Raw genomic sequence first — 21,736 nt, 5'->3', positions numbered from 1 at the left:
GCCGATGGGCGTCGAGCGTGCTCCCGCCCTTCACTCGATGAGGGAGGGCGCAGCCGGCGCGTCGTCGCCGGCCTCACGCCGGTCATGCGCGGCGCCCTGCTTGCGGAACGCGCCGGGCGGCACCCCGTGCTCGCGGTGGAAGGCGCGGTTGAAGGCGGACACCGAGGTGTAGCCCACCGCCTCGGCGATCTCGGTGAGCGGTCGATCGGTCTCGCGCACCAACCTCGCGGCCTCGTGCATGCGTGCCTGGGTCAGGTACGCGAGCGGGGAGAGACCCACCTCGGCCACGAAGCGGCGCGCCAGCGTGGGCCGCGAGGTCCCGAGCTTCGCCGCCAGCGTCGCGACGTCCCAGGGCGCGGCGAGGTCCTCGTGGAGGCGCGAGAGCGCAGCGGCGACGAGCGAATCGCGCAGCGCGCCCAGCCAGCCGGCGCCGCCGGCGGGCTGATCGTCGACCCAGGCGCGGAGGAGCTGCACGAAGAGCACGTCGAGGAGCCGCGACACCACCAGGGATTGGCCGAGATCCGCGCGATCGTGCTCGCGCGTCAGGCCGGCGATGGTCTCGGCGAGCTCGGGCCTTCCGCGCGTCTTCTTCGCCGGGATGTGGACCAGCTCGGGCAGCACGCGCAGCGCCGGGTGGCGGGCGCCGGGGACGTCGAACGCGTACACCCCGCAGAGCACCTGCGTCTCCGCGCCCTGGCCGTCGCCGAGGCGCATGCGGTGGTCGACGGCCCCGCGCGCCGCGAGCCACGCCGCGAGCGGTATCCGCCGGCTCCGCGCGTGATCGGCGAGCGCGTGCGCGCTGCCGCGCGGCAGGAGCACCACGTCGCCCGGCCCGAGCGCGACCCGCTGCTCGCCGAGGAAGAGCCAGCACGTGCCGGCCGTGACCAGGTGGAAGACCGCGCCCGCGGACGCGTCGAAGCAGAGCCCCCACGGCGCCCGCGCCGACGAGTGGCAGTAGATCCGGCCGCGCAGGTGCGTCAGCTCCAGCACCCTTCCCAGCACATCGTGCACCGCGCCCTCGTTCATGGACCGCCACGGTAGCAGCCTTCTCCCGAACGATCGCGCCGTGAGCGCTTCAGACAAAACATCGAGAGCCGGAGCGATGGCTCGTGGCGGCGACAATCCCTAACTTCTCTCGCATCGAACGGCTCGCGCACCGCAAGGGTGGCGATGCCGTATCGGAGGAGGCGGATCGTGAAGCGTGAACCTTTGGAGCAATCGTCGTCCTGGAAGCCCACCTCGCCGTCGTTCATCCTCGGCGCGCTGGGCGGCGCGTTCATGCTGTTCCTCGCGGTGCGCGGCTTCGCCCAGCCGGTGACGGCGGCTCAGGGCTTCGGCCTCCCGCTCCTCGACGTCGGAGACGCAGTCTTTCTCCACATCAAGGCGGGCCGCGATCTCGGGATCGGCCTCATGTTCGTGGGTCTGCTCGCGCTGCGGATGCGCACGGCGCTCGGCGTCGTCACGCTCGCCTCCAGCGTGATGCCGCTCGTCGACTGCCTGGTGACGAGCACGAGCGGCCGTTGCAGCATCCCCTACGCGCTGATGGTCCACGGCTCCGCGGTCGTCTACTGTGTGGTCGCCGCCGTGGTCATGCTGTGGACGCCGCGCCCCGTGCTGGAGCCGCACGCGGCGCTGGAGCGTTGAGCGGCGCGGCGGGCAGCTGCCGCGGCGCCGCTTGCTACGTGCCGCGTGCCCTCTTCCTGATGACTCTTGATGGTGTTTACCTGCCAGCGTTTATCGATCATTGCATCGGCGCAGGCGCAGGCGCGGCGTCCGGTGCGGGCGCAGGTGCAGGCGCCGCGTCCGGTGCGGGCGCAGGCGCAGGCTCGGGGGCCGGCGTGGGCGCAGGCGCCGGCGCGGGCTCCGGGGCCGGCGTGGACACCGGGGCTGGCGCGGGCTCCGCCTTGGTCGGCGCCGGCTTGCAGGGCACGCAGGGCGGCAACCCTGGCACCTTCGAGCCCACGGCATAGGAGAGCGTGAGCAGGATGTTGTTCTGCACCTGCCAGGCGTCGACGAGCTGCGGCTGGCGCACGACATGGAGCTGGTAGTCGAGGGACGCCCACTCCACGAGCTTGAAGGAGAGCCCCCCGACGATGTCGACGTTCATGAGGTCCAGCGCGCCGCGCTCATCGCCTGCGTCCAGATCCGAATACACGATCGGCAAGAGGGCGGCGATGCCCGCCTTGTACGTGATCTGCTTGTCACGGAGCGTGCCCGAAGCCTCGATGACAGCCTCGGCGCCGAGCTGGCTATAGCTCGAGAGCTCGCTCACCTCGACCTCGGGCGTCCCGTCGTCGTCCCCCAGGGCGAGCACGCCCGACGCAATGACCTCCTGCGCGCCAGCGCCGGCGCGCGCCTCGACGAGGACGGACTCCCGATTGACAGGCTGGACGAAGACGCCAAGCGACTGCTTGAGCGTCACCGGCTGGAACGGATCGCTTAGGTGAAGGCGCGTCCCGGTGATCGCCTCGGTCGTCCCGTCCGCGCGCGTGATCGCATAGGTCGTCGGCGCCGAGCGCGGGTCGCTGCCAGGGAACATCTGCGTATCGAGGGCGAAGCGGCCGAACGGCCCGAACCAGGGCACGGCGTGGTAGAGGTAAATCGCCTCGAAGGCGAGCGCGTCGCGCGTCTTGACCCAGGCATCCAGGGCCGGCGTGCGCGTCACGCCAGCGCCAGCCCCGAGCGTCGCGCGGAGCTCATGGGCGGCCTTATTGAAGTCGAGGGAGCCCTCCAGAACGAAGCCTGCGGATACGCCTGTCCCGTCTGCCTGCCCGACGACGCTGCGATTGTTGGCCAGGTGGAACGTGCCGCCGAGGAGCAGCCCCGGTGACCAGCCTTCCACGCGCCCCGGATCGGTCGCGGGCGCGTCGACGTACGTGGTCTCCACGGAGGGGGCCGACTGCGCAGAGGCTCCGCGAGCGAGGAGACCGGCCACGGCGCACGCTGATACTACAAGCCCGAAGCGTTCTGAAGAGATTTTCATGGGATGCCCTCGGCGATTGTACTGAATTGGGTGCAAACGCGGGGTCTATAGCACACAAAGCGTTTGACGAGGGTCGAACGTAGAAATAACTCAGAAGAGATCGGCCCCGTCGAGTGAACGGCTGGGTCTCACGTGAGCTCACCTCGCCCGAGCCCCTCTGTCACGAACGACGCTGCTTGGAGGAGATGGGGCCACGGCCGCTCCTCTCCAGTCGCTTCCAGTCGCTCGTAGTCCAGTCGCTCGTAGCGCCCCGCCCGCCTGCGCGCTTTTCCGGAGAACGGGTCGATCGCTTCAGGATTCCGGTGCGCAGAACGAACACGATGCCCGTCGACGCGACGCGGTCGGGCGTCCTCGATCGGCCTCGTCGCGATCGGCCCCGCGGCTGGGAAGCAGAGGTTCGATCTCTGCCCACGACTCGTCATCGAGCAGCGACATCCAGCGCCGGATCCTCCGCTCCGAGCAGGCAAGGTCAGCATTCGCCGCGACCTTCGAATGGCACGGCGGATGCGAACGACGGGGCATGTCGATCCCCGTGCTGATCGTAGGCGCCGGGCCCACCGGAATGACGGCCGCTCTGGAGCTCTCGCGTCTGGGTATCCCGGTGCGCCTGATCGAGAAGGTGCCTGCTCCGCCTCCGGCTGCGGCTCCGCCGCCCGAGCGGTCCCGGGCCATCGGCGTCCAGGCCCGGACGCTGGAGCTGATGGAGATGCGGGGGTTGTCGGAAGAGATGCTGCGGATCGGCCATCCAACCGCCGGGGTCAGCGTCTACGGCGGCGGAAAGCGCCTCTTTCACCTGGACTTCAGCCACATCGACAGCCGGTATCATTACCTCCTCTTCATCTCGCAGATGGAGACCGAGCGGATCCTCCGCGAGGCGATCGAGAAGCTCGGCGTCGCGATCGAACGCGGCGTCGAGCTCGTCGGCTTCGAGCAAGACGCGCGGACCTCCGACCCGAGCCCGGTCAAAGCCACGCTGCGCCACCCGGATGGGAGGCTGGAGCAGGCGCAGGCGCCCTGGCTCATCGACGCCGAGGGCGCGCACAGCGCCGTTCGGGCCACGCTCGACCTTCACTTCGAGGGCCGGACGATGGACGAGACGTATGCGCTTGGCGATCTGCACGTCGACGGCGACCTCGCCGAGGATGATTTTCATATCTTCTCCACGGAGTACGGCTTCATGGGCCTGTTCCCGCTGGGCCACCGGCGCTTCCGCATCATCGCCGGTGTGCCGCCGAGCAAGGTGCGCAAGGACGCCGCCCCGGCGATGGCGGACCTACAGGCGATCTACGACGAGCGCTCGCCCGTCCCTGGGCGCTTCAGCGACCTGCGCTGGGCCTCCTGGTTCCGCATCAACAGCCGCATGGTGCCGCACCTCCGGGTTGGCCGCGTGCTCCTCGGCGGCGACGCGGCGCACATCCACAGCCCGGCGGCCGGTCAAGGGATGAACACCGGCATCCAGGACATGATCAACCTCGCCTGGAAGCTCGCCCTCGTGATGCAGGGGCAGGCCCCGGAGGCCCTGCTCGACACCTACGAACAGGAGCGTGTGCCGGTGGCGCGCTACGTCCTCCGCAAGACGGAGCGGATTACGGACCTCATGACGTCCCGCCGTCCCGTCGTTCGCGGTCTGCTCCGTCACCTCGCCCCCAGCCTCGGGGGAGTCCGGCCGCTCCAGCGGATCGTCCCATTTCGAATCAGCCAGGTCGCGATCGCCTATCGCCGCAGCCCGCTCTCCGCGCACCACGGGCGTGCCGGCCGACTGCGTGCCGGCGATCGCGTGCCCGACCTGCCCGTCCTGAGCCTGGTCGGCCACGGCGATGCCTGGCAGGAGAGACGGCTGTTCGGCCTGCTCGATCCATCCCGATTCACGCTTCTGGTCGTGCACCCCGAAGCCTCCGACGCAGCGAGCGTGGACTGGTGCGAGGCCGTGCGGCCGTGGCCCGCCATCCGTGTCGTCGGGATCGCCCCCCTATCGGACGACGCCGCCCGCGCGCGATTTCACGCGATCTTCGGCCGATCGAGGGGCGTGCTCCTGGTGAGGCCCGACGGCTACGTCGGGTTCGTCGGCGACAAGAGCGCGTCGGCCAGGCATCTCGAATCCTATTGCCGGCGGTGGCTCCGCACGTGGCAGGAGGCCCGAGCTCTCCAGCAGCAGGCGGCGCTCGGGTGAGCGCAGAGGTCCACCACGCGCTCGCGCAGGCAGCGTTCGGCCCGAGGGAGGGCGCGCCTCGCGCCGCGCGGACCTCGTCCGCCCATCATGGGAGTCGTGAGACAATGGACTCGTCACCTGCAATCAAGCTGCTCCTCACCGACGTCGACGGCACCCTCGTCACCTCGGACAAGCGTCTCACCGATCGCGCCCGCGCGTCGGTCGAGCGGTTGCGCTCGGCCGACGTCGGGCTCGCCATCATCAGCGGTCGCCCGCCGCGCGGGATGGCGATGCTGAACGGACCGCTCGCGCTGGCGACGCCCATCATCGCGTTCAACGGCGGCATGTTCGTGACGCCCGATCTCGCCAGGGTGCTCGAGCAACGCTGCCTGCCGGTCACCGTCGCCGAGGAGGTGGTGACGGCGCTCGCGAACGCCGGCCTGGACGTCTGGGTCTACCGTGGCAGCGACTGGTTCATCCGCCGCCGCGACGCGCCGCACGTCACGCGCGAGGAGCAGACCGTGCAGTTCGCGCCCGTCGTCACCGACGATCTCGGCGGCGTCCTCGAGAACGCCGTCAAGATCGTCGGCGTCAGCGACGACCTCGCCCTGGTAGCGCGCTGCGAGGGCGAGCTGCGTCGACGCTTCGGAGCACAGGTGTCCGCGGCGCGATCGCAGCCTTACTACCTCGACGTGACGCACCCCGAAGCGAACAAGGCGGCGGCGCTGCGGTGGCTGTCGCGCACGCTCGGCGTCCCGCTCTCGCAGGTCGCCTGCATCGGCGACATGCCGAACGACGTGCTCATGTTCGGCCTGGCGGGGCTGAGCATAGCGATGGGGAACGCAAGCCCCGACGTGCAACGCTGCGCGCGCCACGTCACCACGTCGAACGACGACGAGGGGTTCGCGAGCGCCGTCGACCGGTTCGTCCTCGGCGCGCGCGCCGACCCGTCACCGCGATCTGGTCAGCTTCAATGACCCCGAAAGCCAGGAGGGCCTCATGTCTCCCGAACAGTTCGACATCCTCATTCTCGGCAGCGGCGCCGGCGGAAAGCACGTGGCCTGGGACATGGCCCCGGCGGGGAGCCGTACGGCCGTCGTGGAGCGGGACCGCCGCATGATCGGCGGCGCGTGTCCCACCACCAATTGCCTCCCGAGCAAGAATGAGATCTGGAGCGCCAAGGTCGCCGACCTGGTCCGCCACGCGGCCGCGTACGGCACGATCACCGGCCCCTTCGCGGTCGACATGGCGCGCGTGCGGCAGCGCAAGCGCAACATGGTCGAGGCGCAGATCGCCCGCCATCTGGCGCTCTTCCGCGCGAGCGGCGCCGACCTGATCATCGGCGCGGGACGGTTCGTCGCGCCGAGGACCCTCGAGGTGCGATCCGACGGCGAGACACGCGTGCTGAGGGGCGACCGCGTGTTCCTCGACCTGGGGACACACGCCACGATCCCGGACGTCCCCGGCCTCTCGGCCGCGGGACCGCTCACGCACGTCGAGGCGCTGGAGCTCGACAGGCTCCCCGAGCACCTCATCGTGCTCGGCGGGGGCTACGCGGGCCTCGAGTTCGCGCAGGCGTACCGTCGCTTCGGGAGCCGCGTCACCATCCTCAGCCGCGGGCCGCAGCTCGCCCCTCGTGAGGACCCCGACGTCGCCGGGGCGCTCCGCCAGATCTTCGAGGGCGAGGGGATCGAGGTGCTGCTGTCGGCCGAGCTGCTGCGGGTGCAGGGCCGGTCCGGCGACCATGTCAGCCTGCGCGCGCGCACGCCGGGCGGCGAGCAGACCATCGAAGGGAGCGATCTCCTGGTCGCGGTGGGGCGCACGCCCAACACGGCCGGGATTGGCCTCGAGAGCGCCGGAGTCGAGCTCGACGCTCAAGGGTACATCAAGGTCAACGAGAGGCTGGAGACCACCGCGCCTTCTGTCTGGGCGATGGGCGAGTGCGCCGGCAGCCCCCAGTTCACCCACGCCGCCATCGACGACTTTCACGTCGTCCGCGACAACCAGGCCGGGGGCCACCGGACCACGCGCGACAGGCTCATCCCCTTCTGCATGTTCACCGACCCGCAGCTCGCCCGCGTCGGCCTGAACGAGCGCGAGGCAAGGAGCCGTGGGGTCGAGGCGCGCGTCGCCACGCTGCCGATGAGCGAGGTGCTGCGGGCAGCGACGACCGGCGAGACGCAGGGCTTCATGAAGGCCCTCGTCGACGCGCGGAGCGACCGCATCCTCGGCTTCGCCATGCTCGGCGTGGAGGCCGGGGAGGTGGTCGCCGTGGTGCAGACCGCGATGCTGGCCGGCATGCCCTACACAGGGCTGCGAGACGCCATCCTGGCGCACCCGACGATGTCCGAAGGCCTCGGCGCGCTGTTCGCAAAGGTGCCGGCCAGGTCCACGCGCTAGGTCCTCCCCCCGGAGACGTCAGCTCGTCCGGGTCGCCGGGCCGCCGCCGGGCCGCGGCTGTCCCACGGTGAGCGCCCGACGCGCTGCCACGGTCAGCGGCAGAAGAGGAGCCTGCAGTTCCCGGACTGGCACTGGTTGTCCTTCGTGCACGCCGCGCCTCGGCCGCGCTTGTTCACGCACTCGCCCTCGTTGGTGCCCCAGCCGCAGAACTGGTTCGCGCCGCAGTGCGCGTCGTTCCGGCAGAGGCAGGTCTGGGTGAGGTCGCCGCAGCGGTTGCTCGGGCACTCCTCGTTCACCCGGCACCCCTGGCCGATGGCCTTCGATCCGGGCGTGTAGCACCAGCCGGTGCCGGCGATGAACCCGCCGCAGCGGCCGGACGCGCACTGGCCGTCGCGCGTGCAGATCGCGTGATCGCCCTTGTCCGGCACGCACTCGTTGTCGCCCCCGATCCCCGGCGTCTTGAGCGCGCAGTAAGCGACGCTGTCGTCGCAGTCGGCGTCGTCGTTGCAGACGCAGCGGCCCGGGATCGCGTTGCAGGCGACGGCGGTGCACTGGCCGCTCTCGCACTCCTCGTTGAACCTGCAGCTGCCCCCGAGCTCCTGGAAGCCGGGGCAATACGCGGCGCCGCACTTGGTGGGATAGGCGAGCTCGCGCGCCTCCGCGGGGACGAACGGCGCGACGCCGCTCTCGTCCATGTCGGCGGCGGGGTCGGCCATGCCGGCGCGCGGGCCGTGGGCGCGCTCCCACATGCGGAGGAAGGACTCGGTCGAGGAACGCAGGCCCGTCGTGTCCACGCCGAGGCGTTCCAGGTCGGCCACGAGATCGGGCAGCATCCCCTCGTGGGCGAGGCCCTTCTCGTCGAACTCCGTTCCCAGGGGGCCGGGCCCCTGCTCGCGCTGCTCCCAGGCCTGGCAATCGGCCTCCGCCCGGAACGCCGCCGAACAGGCGCCGTCCTCGCCGAAGCGCGGCCGTGTCTGCTGGATGAAGCCGTTGAGATCGGCCCCGAACGCCATGGGGACCTTCAGGCCGAGCCGCCCGTAGTCGTAGGCCTGCGCGAAGGAGCGCGAAGACCCCTGGCAGCTGTTCTCGACCGAGCTCCGGGTGTACTGCTTTGTCTCGTCGTGCGCGGTGCGCAGGCCGAAGATGCCGCCGGTCTGCCGGAGCATCCGGATCACCCGCGCCGGCGTGGACTTCTCGGCCTCGGCCACCTTGGGGCCCATGATCTCCCGGAAGTGACCGTGGGAGATGTACATCGGGTAATAGTCGCGCGCCCGCGCCAGATCGAAGACGCGGTCGACGCCTCGCTCGGACATGTGGGCGACGTCGATCAGCATGCCTCGGCTCATCATCTCGCCGACGAGCTGCTCGCCGAGCGGCGTGAGCCCACGCATGTTGTTGCAGTTCGCGTCGACATCCATGCCCAGGGTGACCCCCGCGAGGGTGGCGCCGCAGTCGGTGTCGATGAAGCAGCTCTCGGTGTACTGCGCGAACTGGAAGATCGGGTTGTGCAGCGCCGCCCCGGAGAAGGCGTTGTCGACCTGGTGCACCGGCTGGAGCGTCCGGACCCCCAGGGCGTGGTACTTGTCGAGCTGCGCGCGCATCCTGGCCGCGTCGACGTCACGACCGAACAGGTGGCTGGCCTCGATGGACAGGACCACCGCCAGCTTGCCCGCCCCGATGATCTGCCGGGCGTGCGCGGGCGAGAGCGCGATCTCCATCCAGCCGGCGTTCCGCGCGGCCAGCGCGTGGGTCATCTGGAGCTGGAGGTCGACGTCGGCCATCTCGTCACAGGCCCGCTCGCGGTTCTGCGCCGGCAGGATCGAGCACAGCCAGTCGTAGCTCACCGCCGACATGACGATGAGGCTCAGCCCGCGATCGTGGGCTGAGCGCAGCCAGCTCACGTGACCTTGCTGGTGAGCGATGGTGTCCCAGCGCGGCCAGCCCTCGGAGAAGCGCTTCCGCTGGAGGTGCAGCCCGGTGTCGCCCTGCGTCCCTTCGGTCTTGCCTATCGCCTCCGAGCCGAGGGCGCCGCCCCCGATGCCGAGCAGCGCCGACAGCGCGCCGTTGCTGGCGAAGTCGAGCATCGTCGACTGAGGGCAGCTATCCAGCAGGCCGCTGAGGTCCTGTCGAACGCGGGCGTGGTCGCTCGCGGGCATGCCGCCGTCGCAGTCGTCCAGGGCGCCGGGGCCGTCGTGCTTGCCGTGCAGCCATCCGCCGCCGAACGCCTCCTCGGACATCATGTGGAAGTGCAGATCCGCGAACCCGCTCACCGGGGACGCGGCCAGCGCGGCGAGCGCGCCCGACGCGGCGGGCCCGGCTGCCGCCGCCGCCTCGGCGGAGAGGTCGCTCCGCGCAGGGAGGGTGAGCTCGGCCATCTCGTCTTGCCCGCTGGCCGAGGGCAGGATCGCGGCGTCACACCCGCAGGCCAGCAGGGCGGCGGCGGCCAGCGCCGCGGTCGCGAACGGGCGCGCGCGCCGGCGAGGCGCCGCGCCGGGGAGGGTGGATAGGCCAAGTCGTGAGAGGTGGTCGTGGCTGGTCATCGCTGTTGCGGCCGGAGGGGTTCGAGTGAGCTTGTCCCCGGCTTACGCGCAGAATAGCTGCGCTGCCATCGATCGGACGCCGCGACAGATTTACATTTCGCGACACGCTCTCATAATGCGCCATCGTGCCCGTCCAAGGTTCGGCGTCGACGGAGTTCCTGCGCGTCCTGGCGACGGCGGCGGTGAAGGACGGCCTCGAGGTCGACGACGTGCGGCGCGTGATGGCCGTGCCCGGCGATCTGCTGGAGAGGCGGGGCGCCCGGGTCCCCATCGCGCTGGTCCGCCGTGCCTGGAGCGGGCTGACGGCGCGGGCGGCAGACCCTCTCCTGAGCTTGCGCGCTGCCCGCAGGCTCCCGCCGGGCAGCCTGGACATCCTGGACTACCTCGCGCAGACGAGCACGACCGGGGCCGAGGCGTTCGAGCAGCTCACGCGGTACCTTCCGCTGCTCGCGGACGCCGGGCGCGTCTGGACCGAGGTGGATCGGCGCTCCTTCCGGTTCCGCCACGCCGCGCCAGGCGGCCTGCCCTCGCTCGCGGAGCTGCTGCTCGGGCTGATCGCCGAGCGCGCCCGGGCGATGTTCGGGCCGGCGTTCGCGCCGCGCCTCGTCCGCTTCGCGCACGCGCCCTCGTCCACGGCGAGCGCGTACGAGGAGGTCCTGGGCGCCCCGGTCCAGTTCGGCGGCGACTTCGACGAGCTCGTCTTCGATCGCGACATCGTCCGGGCGCCGGTCTCCAGCCACGACCCGGCGCTCCGGGGCATCCTCGTGGCGCAGGCGGAGGACGCGCTCTCCCGCGTGCACCTCGACCTCCGGGCCGCATCCTCGCTCGATCGCGAGTTCGTGCCGGCGTTCCGGCACGCCCTGGCGCTGGCGCTCGACGCGGGCGACCCCAGCATCTCGCGCATCGGCGAGAGCTTCGGGATGAGCGCGCGGACACTGCAGCGCCGGCTGGCCGCGGCGCGCGTGAGCCACCGGGAGCTCCTGCAGGAGCTGCGGCTGGAGCGGGCGCGGCAAGCGCTGGCCGCCGCCCAGCCCAAGGCGGTGTCTCATGAGCTCGGCTACTCGAGCCCCAGCGCCTTTCATCGCGCGTTCAAGCGGTGGACCGGGCTGACCCCTGGCGCCGTGGCCGAGGGCGGCGCCTCGCCGCCGGCGGGTGGGGGCGGCCGCAGCGCGCTGCCGGGGGCGGGAGGGAAGCCGTCCGCCGGCGCGTGAGCCGTGGTGTAGGGCCGGGTGGTCCTGGCCCCTCGTACGTTGTCGCCCGCCCTCGGGAACGGCTCAAGGCGCCGCGCGATCCATCACGATCGCGCGGGACGCGTCGTCGAGCTCGATGTCGGCGTGGGGGATCTCGCCCGTCAGGCTGCCGAGCCAGAGGGCGATGAGGCGCGCCTCCTCGTCGCGCAGCTCCTGCCCGAGCTGGTGACGCGCCATCCTCCGCACGGCCTCTTCGAGCGAGGATACGGACCCGTCGTGGAAATACGGCCCCGTCTGAGCGACGTTGCGCAAGCTAGGCACCCGGAAGACCATCCAGTCCACGTCGTGCCGCGTGATCTCGTAACGACCCCGGTCCTTCGTGTCGGGCCACGGCTTCACGAGCCCGGCCTTCTGGTACATCGTCGCGCCGACGTCAGGACCGAAGTGGCAGGAGATGCACCCGACGTCGACGAACAGGTTGAAGCCCTCCTTCTCCTCGCCGCTCAGCGCGCCCGTGTCCCCCTCGAGGAACTTGTCCCAGCGGCTGCTCCGCGTGAACAGCGTCTTCTCATAGGCCGCGAGCGCCCGCGTGACCTTGTCGAACGTGATGGTGTGCGGCGGATCGGGGAACGCCTCGGCAAAGGCCCGCGCGTAGCCTTCCGACGAGCTCAGCGCCGCCTCGACCCCCTCGGGCGTCGACGCCATGGCGCGCGGCGACGCCAGCACCTCCTTCGCCTGATCCACGAGGTTGTCCTTCCGGCCGTCCCAGAGCAGCGCGAAGTAGTTCGCGACGTTGTAGATGCTCAGCGTGTTCCGCGGGGGCTCGCGGTCGTCGCTCCCCCGCGATAGCTTCCGCCCGTCCACCCCCCAGGTCTCGAGCGGATGACACGAGCTGCAAGCGATATCGTGGTTCTTGGACAGGCGTGGATCCTGAAAGAGCATCCGGCCCAGCCTGATCTGCGCCGCGGTGGACGGGTCCGGCGGCGTGGCCGGGCCGGCGGGCATGGGCGCGAAGCTCGCGAGCCGCTCCGGGGCGATCTCCGAAGATAGCGCGTGGATCGGCGGCGCCTTGCGCGAGAGCGCCCAGCCGAGCACGGCGGCCGCGACGATGGCGGCGCCGAGGAGAAGGGTGAGGCGCCCCTGGGACGCTCGCGCGGCGGCGCCGCGGGGCGAAGCGATCCGCACCTCCGGCTCCAGGGTGCCCGTCGACGTGACGAGCGGTGGAGCCGGCGCGACGAGCGGTGGAGCCGGCCGCGCCGCGGGAGGCAGCGCGCCCGGCGGCAGCCGCTGCGTCGCGTCCTGGTCCTCTCGGGCCGTCCACCCGCCACCTGCCGGGACCTGCTCCGCGGTCGGATCGAGCGACAGCGCCCAGGAGTCGGGCGGCGCCAGGCAGCGGCGGATGCGCTCGACGGAAGGGCCGGATGCCGGGGTCGCGAACGGCTCGAGCGCCCGGGCCAGCTCGGCGACCGTCTGCGGGCGCAGGCGTCGATCCCTCTCCAGGCAGCGCAGGATCGCGTGCTCGATGCCCGCCGGCACGCTGATGCCCCACGCGCTGAGGGGCTCCGGCGGGACCGCGAGGCTCGCGAGCAGGCGCTCCGGCGTCAAGCCGCCCTCGAAGGGGCGGTGCCCGGTGATGAGCTCGTAGAGGATGACGCCGAGCGCCCAGATGTCGGCGCGCGCATCGGCGCATTTCAGGCTGAACGCCTGCTCGGGCGCCATGTACGGGATCGAGCCCCCGGCCAGGCTCGAGCTCGTGATGCTCCCCTCCGCATCCTCCGTGTCCGCGAGGGTGCACTTCGAGAGCCCGAAATCGAGCACCTTGACGACCTCCTCGCCGCCCTCGTCCCTCGCCAGGAACAGGTTGGCCGGCTTGAGATCGCGGTGGACGATGCCGCGCGCGTGGGCCTCGGCGATCGCCTCGCAGACCTGCAGGACGAGGTCGACGGACTCGGCGACCGGAAGGCGGCCGCGCGCGCGGAGCGCCTGCCGCAGGTCGAGCCCCGTGAGGCGCTCCATCGCGAGGTACGGCGTGCTCTCGTCGATCAGGCCGGCGTCGAGCACGCGCACGACGTGCCTGCTCTGCAGCGACGCGGCCACCCGAGCCTCGCGCAGGAAGCGTGCCAGGGACTCGGGAGATCGCGTGCAGCTCGGGAGCAACAGCTTCAGCGCGACAGGCTGCTTCAGCGCCAGGTGCTCCGCGGCGAGGACGACCCCCATCCCGCCTCGCCCGAGCACGCGCTCGACGCGGTACCTACCCGCGATGACCTCGCCCGGCTCCGGGACTCCGGCGATGGATGCGTCCATGTCCTCTCGACGAACCGATGAGATGGAAAGGCAGCCGCCGCCCGGGCTGCAGCGGCGCTGCAGCGGCGTGGCGCGGCGTCCGGGCCGGGAACATGGGCGAGTCGACGACCGCTGGCAAGGCGAGGACAGCCGCCTTGACGCGCGGTGGCAGGCGAGCTGAAACGAGGGACAGCCCGCGGAGCATGAGGCCGCGCGGGCGTCGAGGGGCGCGGTCCAGGAGCCCGAGCCGTCGGCCTAGCAGGCCGAGGTGCCCGGGCCCCCGCACCGGCACGAAGTTGCTTGATCGCGCAATATGGCCCGACGGCCCATCCCCACGATACTCCTCGATATCGGACCTTTACCCCTCTCGACGTCGCTTCCTCCAGGCTCTCCCGGCCCGGCGGACCTCTGCTCTGGAACGCGATGTGGACCGGGATTGGTCCGGCCCTTGCTCGAGAGCTCGCGCACGGCGCCGAACGAGAGGGTCGGGCGGGCCGCGAGATACATCGCTCATCTACACGGCGGAGACCGCCGTGACGGGAGACCATGTCGAATCAGGGCTATGTGGCTGGTGGTCACGAGCTCGGCACCTCCGAACCCACGGATCTGACGAAGCTCGAAAGCGGCGCTCTTGCGCGAGGCCATCACTCTTATGTTGAAGTCGGCCGCCGTGGCGAGATTATCTCCGATTGCAAGCTCGGGAAGCGATATCGCTGGCCCGCGACGGATCCTCGACAGCAGCAGCGGCGCGTGCGTGTCGCGTCCGAGGCCGATGCGCGCATGGTGAAGCGGGCGTCCATCACGCCGCACTTCAGTCCGGGCTCGTTCTTCGAGGCGAACAGAGGCAATCCAGTCGACCTGCAGGTCCTCGAGCTCCTCAACCACAGGGCGTTCCAGTTCAACTCGCGGCGCCGGTTCCGCGAATCGCCCGTCTGGCGGGAGCGAATCAGCGCCGCCTGCAAGGACCAGCGCCCGGTCGAGATCGTCGTCCCGGTGTTTTGTGTGGTCGCCAACCCTGTGAAGAGGCTCCAGTCAACCGTGGCCACCGCGGCGGAGGACGTCTCTCTCCTTCACCTGGGGAACCTGGCCAATCTCGTGTCCGAGGTATATGCCCCAGGAGCGGTCTTCCACGTCGTCACCGACAGCACGTTCTACAGCATGCCGTTCCAGGTGACATCGGTCGAGGCGCAGCGATATGTGAGCCTGCTTCGCGCTCGCGTCGCGGCGCTCGAGCTGTCGGCGAGCGTTCGCATCCACGACATGTCGGACGTCCTCGCAGAGCACGGCTCCGCGTTTTATCGGCGCTTCGAGGGCCGGCGGCAGGAGTTCTTGAACAACGCCTTGGCGGACGGGATATCGCGGGACAGCTATGAGGGCTGGCTCTCAAGCATGAAGGCCAGCATGAACACGCGCGACCTGAGCCTCTCGTACGATAAGCTGCGGGACACCTTTGGCGCCGAAGGGGGCTCCCTCAGCGGCGCGCTCGATGAGCGCGCCCGCAATGCGCTCGCGGAGTACAGGGCGCTCAAGGCCGCCGCCGCCGATCTACAATGGGAAGAGCGAGCTTTCCCCGGCGCGATCCGGGCGACGATTCACAGCAAGAACATCCCGGTGCTGGGCCTGCGAATCTACCCGGAGTACAAGTTCCGGTCCACGCTCCTTCCGTACCACGGCATCGGAGCGATCTCGTCCTCGGAGGAGACGGGCCGCTGCGTCTTGAAGATAGAGCCCGAGATGTTCCTCTGTGGAGATCCGGAGTATACCAGAGTGATCGACAGCCAAGGAAAGACGTTATTCTACCACAGGTCGTCGGACCAGTAGGCGGCGTTCGGCTCCGGCACAAGGAGCCCTGGGGTCCTGGGATCAGCTTGAGAGCGTCGCGCGACGCCCTGGGCAGTGCGCATGAAGATGGAAGAGCTGGACGAGCAGGTCGTTCCCCTCTCGCGAGCCGGAGGAGTCACGAGAAGCGACGAAGAGCCAGGCAGGAAAGCAGGGGTAGATGAATCGGTGGGCGGCCGAAACACGCGCGTGCTGGCGGTCTGCCAGGCGCTGTACACGTCGTCGCTGTCGATCGATCTGACGCTTACAGGGCTCGTCGGGTACACGATCTCCACAGACAAGTCGCTCGCGACGCTCCCTTTTTCGCTCATCACGGTCGCGGCAGCGGTGACGACGGTGTTCGCGTCGCTCCTGATGAGGCGCATCGGGAGGCGAGCGGGCTTCATGCTCGGGGCGACCGCTGCGTCCATCGGAGGCGCGGTTTCCGTGTGGTCGATCGTTCATCGAAGCTTTCCGGCGTTCTGCCTCGGAACCTCGCTGGTCGGAGTTTTTCAGGCTTTTGCTCAGTATTACCGGCTCGCCGCCGCAGACGCGGCCGGCCTCAGCTCGAAGGGGCGCGCCATCTCTGTCGTGCTGACAGGCGGCGTCGTCGCGGCTGTCGCGGGCCCCGTGATCGCCAATTGGAGCAAGGATCTCCTGCCGTCTGTGACGTACGCCGGCTCGTACCTGGTCGTCACGGTGTTCGGCATGCTCTCGCTGGCGTTGCTCGCGTTCGCGTTCCATGACGACGGCGCGCGTCGACCGGAGGGGGCGGCGGAGCAGCCGCGATCCGGTCGCCCCCTCGGGCAGATCGTGCGCCAGCCGGTCTTCGTCGCTGCGGTGGCCAACAACGCGCTGGGCTATGCGGTGATGATGTTCGTGATGACCGCGACGCCCATCGCCGCGGTCGGGTGCGGGCATACGATCGGCAGCGGCGCGCACATCATCCAGTGGCATATGGTCGGCATGTATGCGCCATCCCTGTTCGCGGCGCGCCTGCTCCAGCGGTTCGGCGTGCTCTCCTTGGTCTTCGCAGGGATCGCCCTGTCCGCGGCGTGCGGGGGGCTGGCGCTGCACTCGACCGACGTGCAGTACTTCTATGCGGCGCTCGCGTGCCTCGGCGTGGGGTGGAATTTCATGTTCGTCGGCGGCAGCACGCTGCTCGCCCACTCGTACCGTCCAGGGGAGCAGGCCAAGGCGCAAGCGGTGAGCGAATTGACGACGTTCGTCTTCTCGGCCTTCGGCTCGCTCTTCGCTGGTCAGGTGCTCGCCCGCTATGGTTGGGGAGCGGTCAACGTGGCGATTTTTCCTCCTCTCGCTCTGGCTGCTCTGGCGACGATGTGGTTCGGGCTGTCGGAGCGCCGAGCGAGACCTTGAGCGCGGATGCCGCTTCTGCTCACGGAGGTCTCGTCGCGCGCCGGGAGTCGTCGCCGACGAGCGCCGCGGCCGCGCTGCTCTCCGGCCGCATTGCAGCCGGCGGCGCCTGCGTCCGGTGGATGACCGCCGCCATGGGCGCCGACAGCGCGCCATGGCGGCTCCGAAGCGGCCCGCCGCTTGCTTGACGTGAGCCGCGGCGGGCTGTCGCGCGTGCGCGATGGTGCGCGCTTTCGGCGACGTCCAGCTTTTACGGCTGGTGCCGTATCCTTTCGACGTTTCATCGGAGCATTGTAGGGGGAATCCATGAACCGCAAGCGATGTGAGCTCTGCACCGTCGTCCTCTCCGTCGTCGGCTGTGCCCTGTTCGGGTCCGCCGCGTGCAGCACAGAGGACATAGCCGATCTCTCTGGCCGGGAGAGGGGCACGCCCGAGCAACAGGGACCGGTGGTCGTGTCGGACGCGGAGATCGCGGCTGTCGTATCGGCTGTCAACGCGAGCGAGATCCGTCGAGCCCAGGTCGCCTTGCAGAGCGCCCAGCTCCCGGCGGTGCTCGATTTCGCGAGGGCCATGTTGCACATGCACAGCGAGGCGGAGCAGCGCCAGTCCGTCTTCTTCGCGCAGCTCGGGATCTCGCCTCGACAGAACCCGGTGAGCGCGGCGCTCGTGGCCGACGCCACCGCCTTCACGGCCTCCTTCAGCGCATCGGACGGCTCCTTCGACCGGAAGTACATCCTCACGGAGATCAAGGCGCACTCGAGCGGGCTCTCGCTGATCGACGAGCAGCTCCTGCCCCGCGCGCAGAGCCCGGAGGTCAGGGCGGAGCTCGAGAGGTTCCGCGCCACGGTGGTGGCTGCGCACCTCGCGAGCGCCGAGCAGGTCCTCCGGTCCATGGGAAGGTGAGGCGCTCTCCGGCGCCCCCTGGACGCCGGTGACGTCGGCCTGCGCGCCGGTGACGTCGGCTCCCTCGTGCCACCAGCCCAAGCAGCCGACCGATCGCCTCGTGGACGCCCGGGTGCCACCTCATCCGCCCAGGGCCACGGCGTGGCTCAGGGCGCTGGCAAGCTCGGCAATCACGGCGACCCGAGGCGGCGAGTCGGCCGCCGTCGGCTCCCCGAGCCGGGGGTTCGCCAGTTGGACCCGGCGGCTGGACCCGGGTTGGGGCCATCACTACCGAGGGGGATCCGGCGTCACGCTCGCCGAAAACGCCGGCGGAACGCACCGACCGCGCCGGATCGCCACCGCAAATTTCTCCCTGGGCGACGGCGGCGCTCGCCGCGGGCCACGCTGGCGGGCGCGCGCGGCCGCCGATATTTACCGGAAGCGCACGCGCACACGTGCTACTGCCCGCCCCGCTGCGATGATCACGCTCGAAAAACTCACCAAGCGGTACGGTCCAAAAATTCTCTTCGAGAACGTCTCGATGCGCTTCGACCCCGGCAAGCGGTATGTGCTCGTCGGCGCGAACGGAGCGGGCAAATCGACGCTCCTCAAGATCATCTCCGGCGAGGAGGAGTCGGATCAGGGCACGGTCGAGATCCCGAAGCAGCTCCGGGTCGGGGTGCTCAAGCAGGACCATTTCGCCTACGAGTCCTGCCGCATCCTCGACACGGTCCTCATGGGCAACCGGGCGCTCTGGGACGCGATGCAGGAGCGCGATCGGCTGTACGAGGTCGAGATGACGGACGAGGTCGGCATGCGGCTGGCCGAGCTCGAGGGGACGATCGGCGAGGAGGACGGCTACACCGCCGAGGCGCGCGCCTCCGAGATCCTGGAGGGGCTCGGGATCGCGACCGCCCGGCACACGAGCACGGTGAGCACCCTCGCGGGCGGCTACAAGCTCCGCGTCCTCATCGCTCAGACGCTCTTCGCGGGCGCCGACGTCCTGCTCCTCGACGAGCCGACGAACCACCTCGACCTCGACTCGATCCGCTGGCTCGAGTCGTACCTCACCGAGACCTTCCGCGGCACGCTGCTCGTCGTGAGCCACGACCGGCACTTCATGAACGCGATCGCGACGCACGTCGCCGACGTCGATTACCAGACGGTCCAGCTCTACACGGGCGACTACGACGACTTCATCGAGCAGAAGACGACGGGCAAGCGCCAGTCCGAGGCCGACGCCGCGCAGAAGAAGAAGAAGATCGCCGAGCTCAAGGACTTCGTGGCCCGCTTCGGCGCGAGCGCGAGCCGGTCGAGCCAGGCGCAGTCGCGCGTGAAGGAGATCGAGAAGCTCGAGGCGGGCATCCAGGTGAAGCGCACGAGCGTCGTCCGGCCGTACATCAAGTTCGAGATCGAGAAGCCGTCCGGCCGCGACGTGCTGCGCGTCGAGGGGCTCGCGAAGAGCTTCGGCGATCTGCGCGTCCTCGAGAAGCTCGACATGAACCTGAACCGCGGCGACAAGCTCGCCGTCATCGGGCCGAGCGGCATCGGCAAGTCGACGCTCCTCAAGCTCCTCGTCGGCGAGCTCACGCCCGACGCCGGCACGGTCACGTGGGGCCACGACACGAGCGTCGGCTACTTCGCCCAGGACCACCACGAGGCGATCGAGCCGGGGTTCACGGCCTACGAGTGGCTGTACCGCTTCGACCCGAGCGCGACGAAGGAGCACGTCCGCTCGGTGCTCGGAAAGCTGCTCTTCAGCGGCGAGGCCGGGCTCAAGAAGACGGAGAACCTGTCCGGCGGCGAGGCGGCGCGCCTGTTCCTCGCGAAGCTCATCCTGGTGAAGAACAACGTCGTGGTGCTCGACGAGCCGACGAACCACCTCGACGTCGAGAGCATCGACGCGCTGCTCCAGGCGCTGGTCGAGTACAAGGGCACGGTCATCGTCACGAGCCACGACCGGCATTTCGTGGGCAAGCTCGGCACCCGCGTGCTCGAGCTGTCGTCCCGGGGGCCGCAGCTCTTCAACGGGACGTACGACGAGTTCCTGGAGGGTCCGGGCAACCCGAGCGCCTACCAGGGCGCCAAGGCGTCGTAGCCAGGGCGCCGTCGCGCCGCGCCCGACGGGGGCGCGGCGCCTCGGGGCGCCTGGCCGCCGGCCTGCGTCCCGCCGGCGCGCTGGTAAGGTTGGGCATGTTCTCCGCCAGGCCTCCCGGGCTCACCGCCGACGAGCGCGCCCGCTTCGCTCGCGACGGCTTCCTGGTCATCGAGGGCTTCGTGCTCCCGGCGCAGTGCGACGCCCTCAGGGCGCGCGCGGCCGAGCTCGTCGAGGGCTTCGATCCCGCGGAGATCTCCATCTTCTCGACCCGGGATCAGGCGCGCTCCACCGACGCGTACTTCCTCGGCTCCGGCGACCGGATCCGGTTCTTCTTCGAGGAGGAGGCGTTCCTGCCCGACGGCTCGCTGCGGCAGGCGAAGGCCTGCTCGATCAACAAGATCGGCCACGCGCTCCACGATCTCGATCCGGTCTTCGCGCGCTTCTCGCGGGCGCCGGCCCTCGCGTCGGTGGTGTCGCATCTCGGGCTCGCGCGCCCGCTCCTCCTGCAATCGATGTACATCTTCAAGAACCCGTTCATCGGCGGCGACGTGGCCTGCCACCAGGACGCGACGTTCCTCTACACGGACCCGCTCAGCGTGATCGGGCTCTGGTTCGCGCTGGAGGACGCGACCGTGCACAACGGCTGCATGTGGGCCCTGCCCGGCGGTCACCGGGGCCCGCTGCGCAAGCGCTTCGTGCGCGACGGCGATGCCGCGAGGATGCTCGCGCTGGACGACACCCCGTTCCCGGCGGTCGCCCCGCGCGCTCCCTATGTGCCGATCGAGGCGCCCAGGGGCACGATGGTCCTGCTTCACGGGCTCTTGCCGCACTGGAGCGGCGCCAACCGGTCCGAGCGCTCGCGCCACGCCTACGCGCTCCACGTGGTGGACGGCGCGTGCCGCTACCCCGAGGACAACTGGCTGCGCCGCGCGCCCGACCGGCCGGCGCGCGGCTTCGAGGCGTAGCGCCGCGGGCGCGGCGAGCGGGTCGGCTCAGCGCGCCCTGTAGTAGGCCCGGTAATGAGCGACGAGCTGCTGCCAGCGCGCCTCGAGGGCGGGGTCGCTGCGCATCCGGAGCTGCCACGCGGCGTCGGTGGCCTGCCACGCGGCCGCGTCGCGGAGGCCGTAGCGTGGGTAGAGGGCCGCGGCGCCCCGCGGGCGCAGCGAGAGCTCCGCGCACAGCGCGGCGTAGTGCTCCAGCGAGAGGGCGGGCGCGGCGCGGGCCGCGATGGGCTCGGTCGGCGCTGTCGCCGGTGCGGGGCGCTTCTCCGGGACCGGGGTGAAGGGCAGGGAGGCGACGAGCGCGGGCATGTCGGGGAGCGGGGCCGTGCCGACCGCGATGGGCTCGGCCGGCGGTGTCGCTGGTGCGGGGCGCTCCTCCGGGGCCGGGGTGAAGGGCAAGGAGGCGACGAGCGCGGGCATGTCATGGAGCGGCGCGGTGCCGGTGAGCCCGGGCGGCGCCGGGCGCCGCGGCGCTGGGCCGGCCGCCGACGGTGCGGCCGGCGCCGGACCACGCGGCGCGCCTGGCAGGAAGGGCAGGGCGGCGACGAGCGCAGGCATGTCGGGGAGCGGGGCCGTGCCGGAGGGCGCGGGCGGCGCCGCGCGCCGCGGCGCCGGTGCGGCCTTCGGCGGGGCCGGCGCTGGACCGGGCGGTGGGCGCACCGGCGTCGCGCTCGCGGGCCGCGAGGCTGCGAGGATCGCCCGCTGGTGCTCGAGGAAGGCCTGCGTGTAGCGGTTGGTCAGCTCGAAGCTGCCGTGCTCGAGCTCCGCCCCCATCCGCTCGAGCCAAGCGCGCTGCGCGGCCGTCCACTCGTCCGCCGTGAGCCCGGCGCGCGCGAGCACCTCGTCGCGGAGCGTTCCGGCCTCCATCTGCGCGCGCATCTCCGCGTAGCGCTCCAGCGAAAGCGCCGTACCCATCGCGTGCATCCTAGCCCGAAGCGTCGCTCCTCTGCTGCGCCGCCTCGAGGCGTTGCGCCGCGCCGCGGGGAAGCGATACGTTCGCGTCGTTTGTCGCCGCGAT

Annotated in this window: 15 protein-coding genes; 10 read left to right on the top strand and 5 right to left on the bottom strand. The window is 70.7% G+C overall.

The window, feature by feature from the left end; all coding sequences use genetic code 11:
* Positions 1 to 30: 30 nt before the first annotated feature.
* Positions 31 to 1,011, bottom strand: a complete 981-nt coding sequence (locus WMF20_RS33250; protein ID WP_437605865.1) for a cupin domain-containing protein — start codon at positions 1,009 to 1,011, stop codon at positions 31 to 33.
* A gap of 183 nt (positions 1,012 to 1,194) precedes the next feature.
* Here WMF20_RS33250 and WMF20_RS33245 point away from each other — a divergent pair, with 183 nt between their 5' ends.
* Positions 1,195 to 1,644 carry a DUF4267 domain-containing protein gene (locus WMF20_RS33245; RefSeq protein ID WP_237244314.1) on the top strand — a complete coding sequence of 150 codons (450 nt, stop codon included), beginning with the start codon at positions 1,195 to 1,197 and terminating at the stop codon, positions 1,642 to 1,644.
* Between the two features lie 97 nt (positions 1,645 to 1,741).
* Here the strand turns inward: WMF20_RS33245 and WMF20_RS33240 are convergent, their stop codons facing one another.
* Positions 1,742 to 2,887 (bottom strand): hypothetical protein, encoded by a 1,146-nt coding sequence (locus WMF20_RS33240; RefSeq protein ID WP_437605864.1) that lies wholly within the window; start codon positions 2,885 to 2,887, stop codon positions 1,742 to 1,744.
* A gap of 616 nt (positions 2,888 to 3,503) precedes the next feature.
* Between WMF20_RS33240 and WMF20_RS33235 the strand changes: the two genes are divergently transcribed.
* From WMF20_RS33235 to WMF20_RS33225, 3 genes are all read left to right on the top strand, one after another.
* On the top strand, positions 3,504 to 5,153 hold the full coding sequence (locus WMF20_RS33235; protein ID WP_437605863.1) for an FAD-dependent monooxygenase: 1,650 nt from the start codon (positions 3,504 to 3,506) through the stop codon (positions 5,151 to 5,153).
* Positions 5,154 to 5,257: 104 nt separating this feature from the next.
* A complete protein-coding gene (locus WMF20_RS33230) occupies positions 5,258 to 6,109 on the top strand; it encodes a Cof-type HAD-IIB family hydrolase (RefSeq protein WP_437605861.1) in 852 nt (283 codons plus the stop codon).
* 22 nt (positions 6,110 to 6,131) lie between these two features.
* A complete protein-coding gene (locus WMF20_RS33225) occupies positions 6,132 to 7,532 on the top strand; it encodes an FAD-dependent oxidoreductase (RefSeq protein WP_437605860.1) in 1,401 nt (466 codons plus the stop codon).
* Positions 7,533 to 7,624: 92 nt separating this feature from the next.
* Here WMF20_RS33225 and WMF20_RS33220 read toward each other — a convergent pair whose 3' ends face one another.
* Positions 7,625 to 10,072, bottom strand: coding sequence for a membrane dipeptidase (locus WMF20_RS33220; RefSeq protein ID WP_437605859.1), 2,448 nt, complete (start codon positions 10,070 to 10,072; stop codon positions 7,625 to 7,627).
* 125 nt (positions 10,073 to 10,197) lie between these two features.
* Between WMF20_RS33220 and WMF20_RS33215 the strand changes: the two genes are divergently transcribed.
* Positions 10,198 to 11,283, top strand: coding sequence for an AraC family transcriptional regulator ligand-binding domain-containing protein (locus WMF20_RS33215; RefSeq protein WP_437605858.1), 1,086 nt, complete (start codon positions 10,198 to 10,200; stop codon positions 11,281 to 11,283).
* A 63-nt stretch (positions 11,284 to 11,346) separates the two neighbouring features.
* Here WMF20_RS33215 and WMF20_RS33210 read toward each other — a convergent pair whose 3' ends face one another.
* Positions 11,347 to 13,566, bottom strand: coding sequence for a cytochrome c peroxidase (locus WMF20_RS33210; RefSeq protein ID WP_437605857.1), 2,220 nt, complete (start codon positions 13,564 to 13,566; stop codon positions 11,347 to 11,349).
* A gap of 525 nt (positions 13,567 to 14,091) precedes the next feature.
* Between WMF20_RS33210 and WMF20_RS33205 the strand changes: the two genes are divergently transcribed.
* The 5 genes from WMF20_RS33205 to WMF20_RS33185 all read left to right on the top strand — a co-directional run bounded on the left by WMF20_RS33205 (position 14,092) and on the right by WMF20_RS33185 (position 20,682).
* Positions 14,092 to 15,366 carry an L-tyrosine/L-tryptophan isonitrile synthase family protein gene (locus tag WMF20_RS33205; RefSeq protein WP_437605856.1) on the top strand — a complete coding sequence of 425 codons (1,275 nt, stop codon included), beginning with the start codon at positions 14,092 to 14,094 and terminating at the stop codon, positions 15,364 to 15,366.
* Between the two features lie 81 nt (positions 15,367 to 15,447).
* The gene (locus WMF20_RS33200) at positions 15,448 to 16,740 is read left to right on the top strand and encodes an MFS transporter (RefSeq protein ID WP_437605855.1); all 1,293 of its coding nucleotides are present in this window, start codon (positions 15,448 to 15,450) and stop codon (positions 16,738 to 16,740) included.
* Positions 16,741 to 17,043: 303 nt separating this feature from the next.
* Positions 17,044 to 17,640 (top strand): DUF4142 domain-containing protein, encoded by a 597-nt coding sequence (locus WMF20_RS33195; protein ID WP_437605854.1) that lies wholly within the window; start codon positions 17,044 to 17,046, stop codon positions 17,638 to 17,640.
* Between the two features lie 457 nt (positions 17,641 to 18,097).
* On the top strand, positions 18,098 to 19,717 hold the full coding sequence (locus WMF20_RS33190; RefSeq protein WP_129578104.1) for an ABC-F family ATP-binding cassette domain-containing protein: 1,620 nt from the start codon (positions 18,098 to 18,100) through the stop codon (positions 19,715 to 19,717).
* A 95-nt stretch (positions 19,718 to 19,812) separates the two neighbouring features.
* Positions 19,813 to 20,682 carry a phytanoyl-CoA dioxygenase family protein gene (locus WMF20_RS33185; protein WP_129578103.1) on the top strand — a complete coding sequence of 290 codons (870 nt, stop codon included), beginning with the start codon at positions 19,813 to 19,815 and terminating at the stop codon, positions 20,680 to 20,682.
* A gap of 27 nt (positions 20,683 to 20,709) precedes the next feature.
* Here the strand turns inward: WMF20_RS33185 and WMF20_RS33180 are convergent, their stop codons facing one another.
* Positions 20,710 to 21,633, bottom strand: a complete 924-nt coding sequence (locus WMF20_RS33180) for a hypothetical protein (protein ID WP_437605852.1) — start codon at positions 21,631 to 21,633, stop codon at positions 20,710 to 20,712.
* Positions 21,634 to 21,736 lie beyond the last annotated feature (103 nt).

The organism is Sorangium sp. So ce834, assembly GCF_051521425.1.
Classification (GTDB): domain Bacteria; phylum Myxococcota_A; class Polyangia; order Polyangiales; family Polyangiaceae; genus Sorangium; species Sorangium cellulosum_D.
Note: the sequence above shows the minus strand (reverse complement) of the source record. Positions and strands in the feature narration are given on the sequence as shown.

Coding starts and splice junctions, on each gene's coding strand:
- WMF20_RS33230 (WP_437605861.1), top strand. CDS start 5,258: ATGGACTCGTCACCTGCAATCAAGCTGCTCCTCACCGACGTCGACGGC.
- WMF20_RS33185 (WP_129578103.1), top strand. CDS start 19,813: ATGTTCTCCGCCAGGCCTCCCGGGCTCACCGCCGACGAGCGCGCCCGC.
- WMF20_RS33195 (WP_437605854.1), top strand. CDS start 17,044: ATGAACCGCAAGCGATGTGAGCTCTGCACCGTCGTCCTCTCCGTCGTC.
- WMF20_RS33205 (WP_437605856.1), top strand. CDS start 14,092: ATGTCGAATCAGGGCTATGTGGCTGGTGGTCACGAGCTCGGCACCTCC.
- WMF20_RS33190 (WP_129578104.1), top strand. CDS start 18,098: ATGATCACGCTCGAAAAACTCACCAAGCGGTACGGTCCAAAAATTCTC.
- WMF20_RS33180 (WP_437605852.1), bottom strand. CDS start 21,633: ATGGGTACGGCGCTTTCGCTGGAGCGCTACGCGGAGATGCGCGCGCAG.
- WMF20_RS33225 (WP_437605860.1), top strand. CDS start 6,132: ATGTCTCCCGAACAGTTCGACATCCTCATTCTCGGCAGCGGCGCCGGC.
- WMF20_RS33235 (WP_437605863.1), top strand. CDS start 3,504: ATGTCGATCCCCGTGCTGATCGTAGGCGCCGGGCCCACCGGAATGACG.
- WMF20_RS33200 (WP_437605855.1), top strand. CDS start 15,448: ATGAAGATGGAAGAGCTGGACGAGCAGGTCGTTCCCCTCTCGCGAGCC.
- WMF20_RS33220 (WP_437605859.1), bottom strand. CDS start 10,072: ATGACCAGCCACGACCACCTCTCACGACTTGGCCTATCCACCCTCCCC.
- WMF20_RS33210 (WP_437605857.1), bottom strand. CDS start 13,566: ATGGACGCATCCATCGCCGGAGTCCCGGAGCCGGGCGAGGTCATCGCG.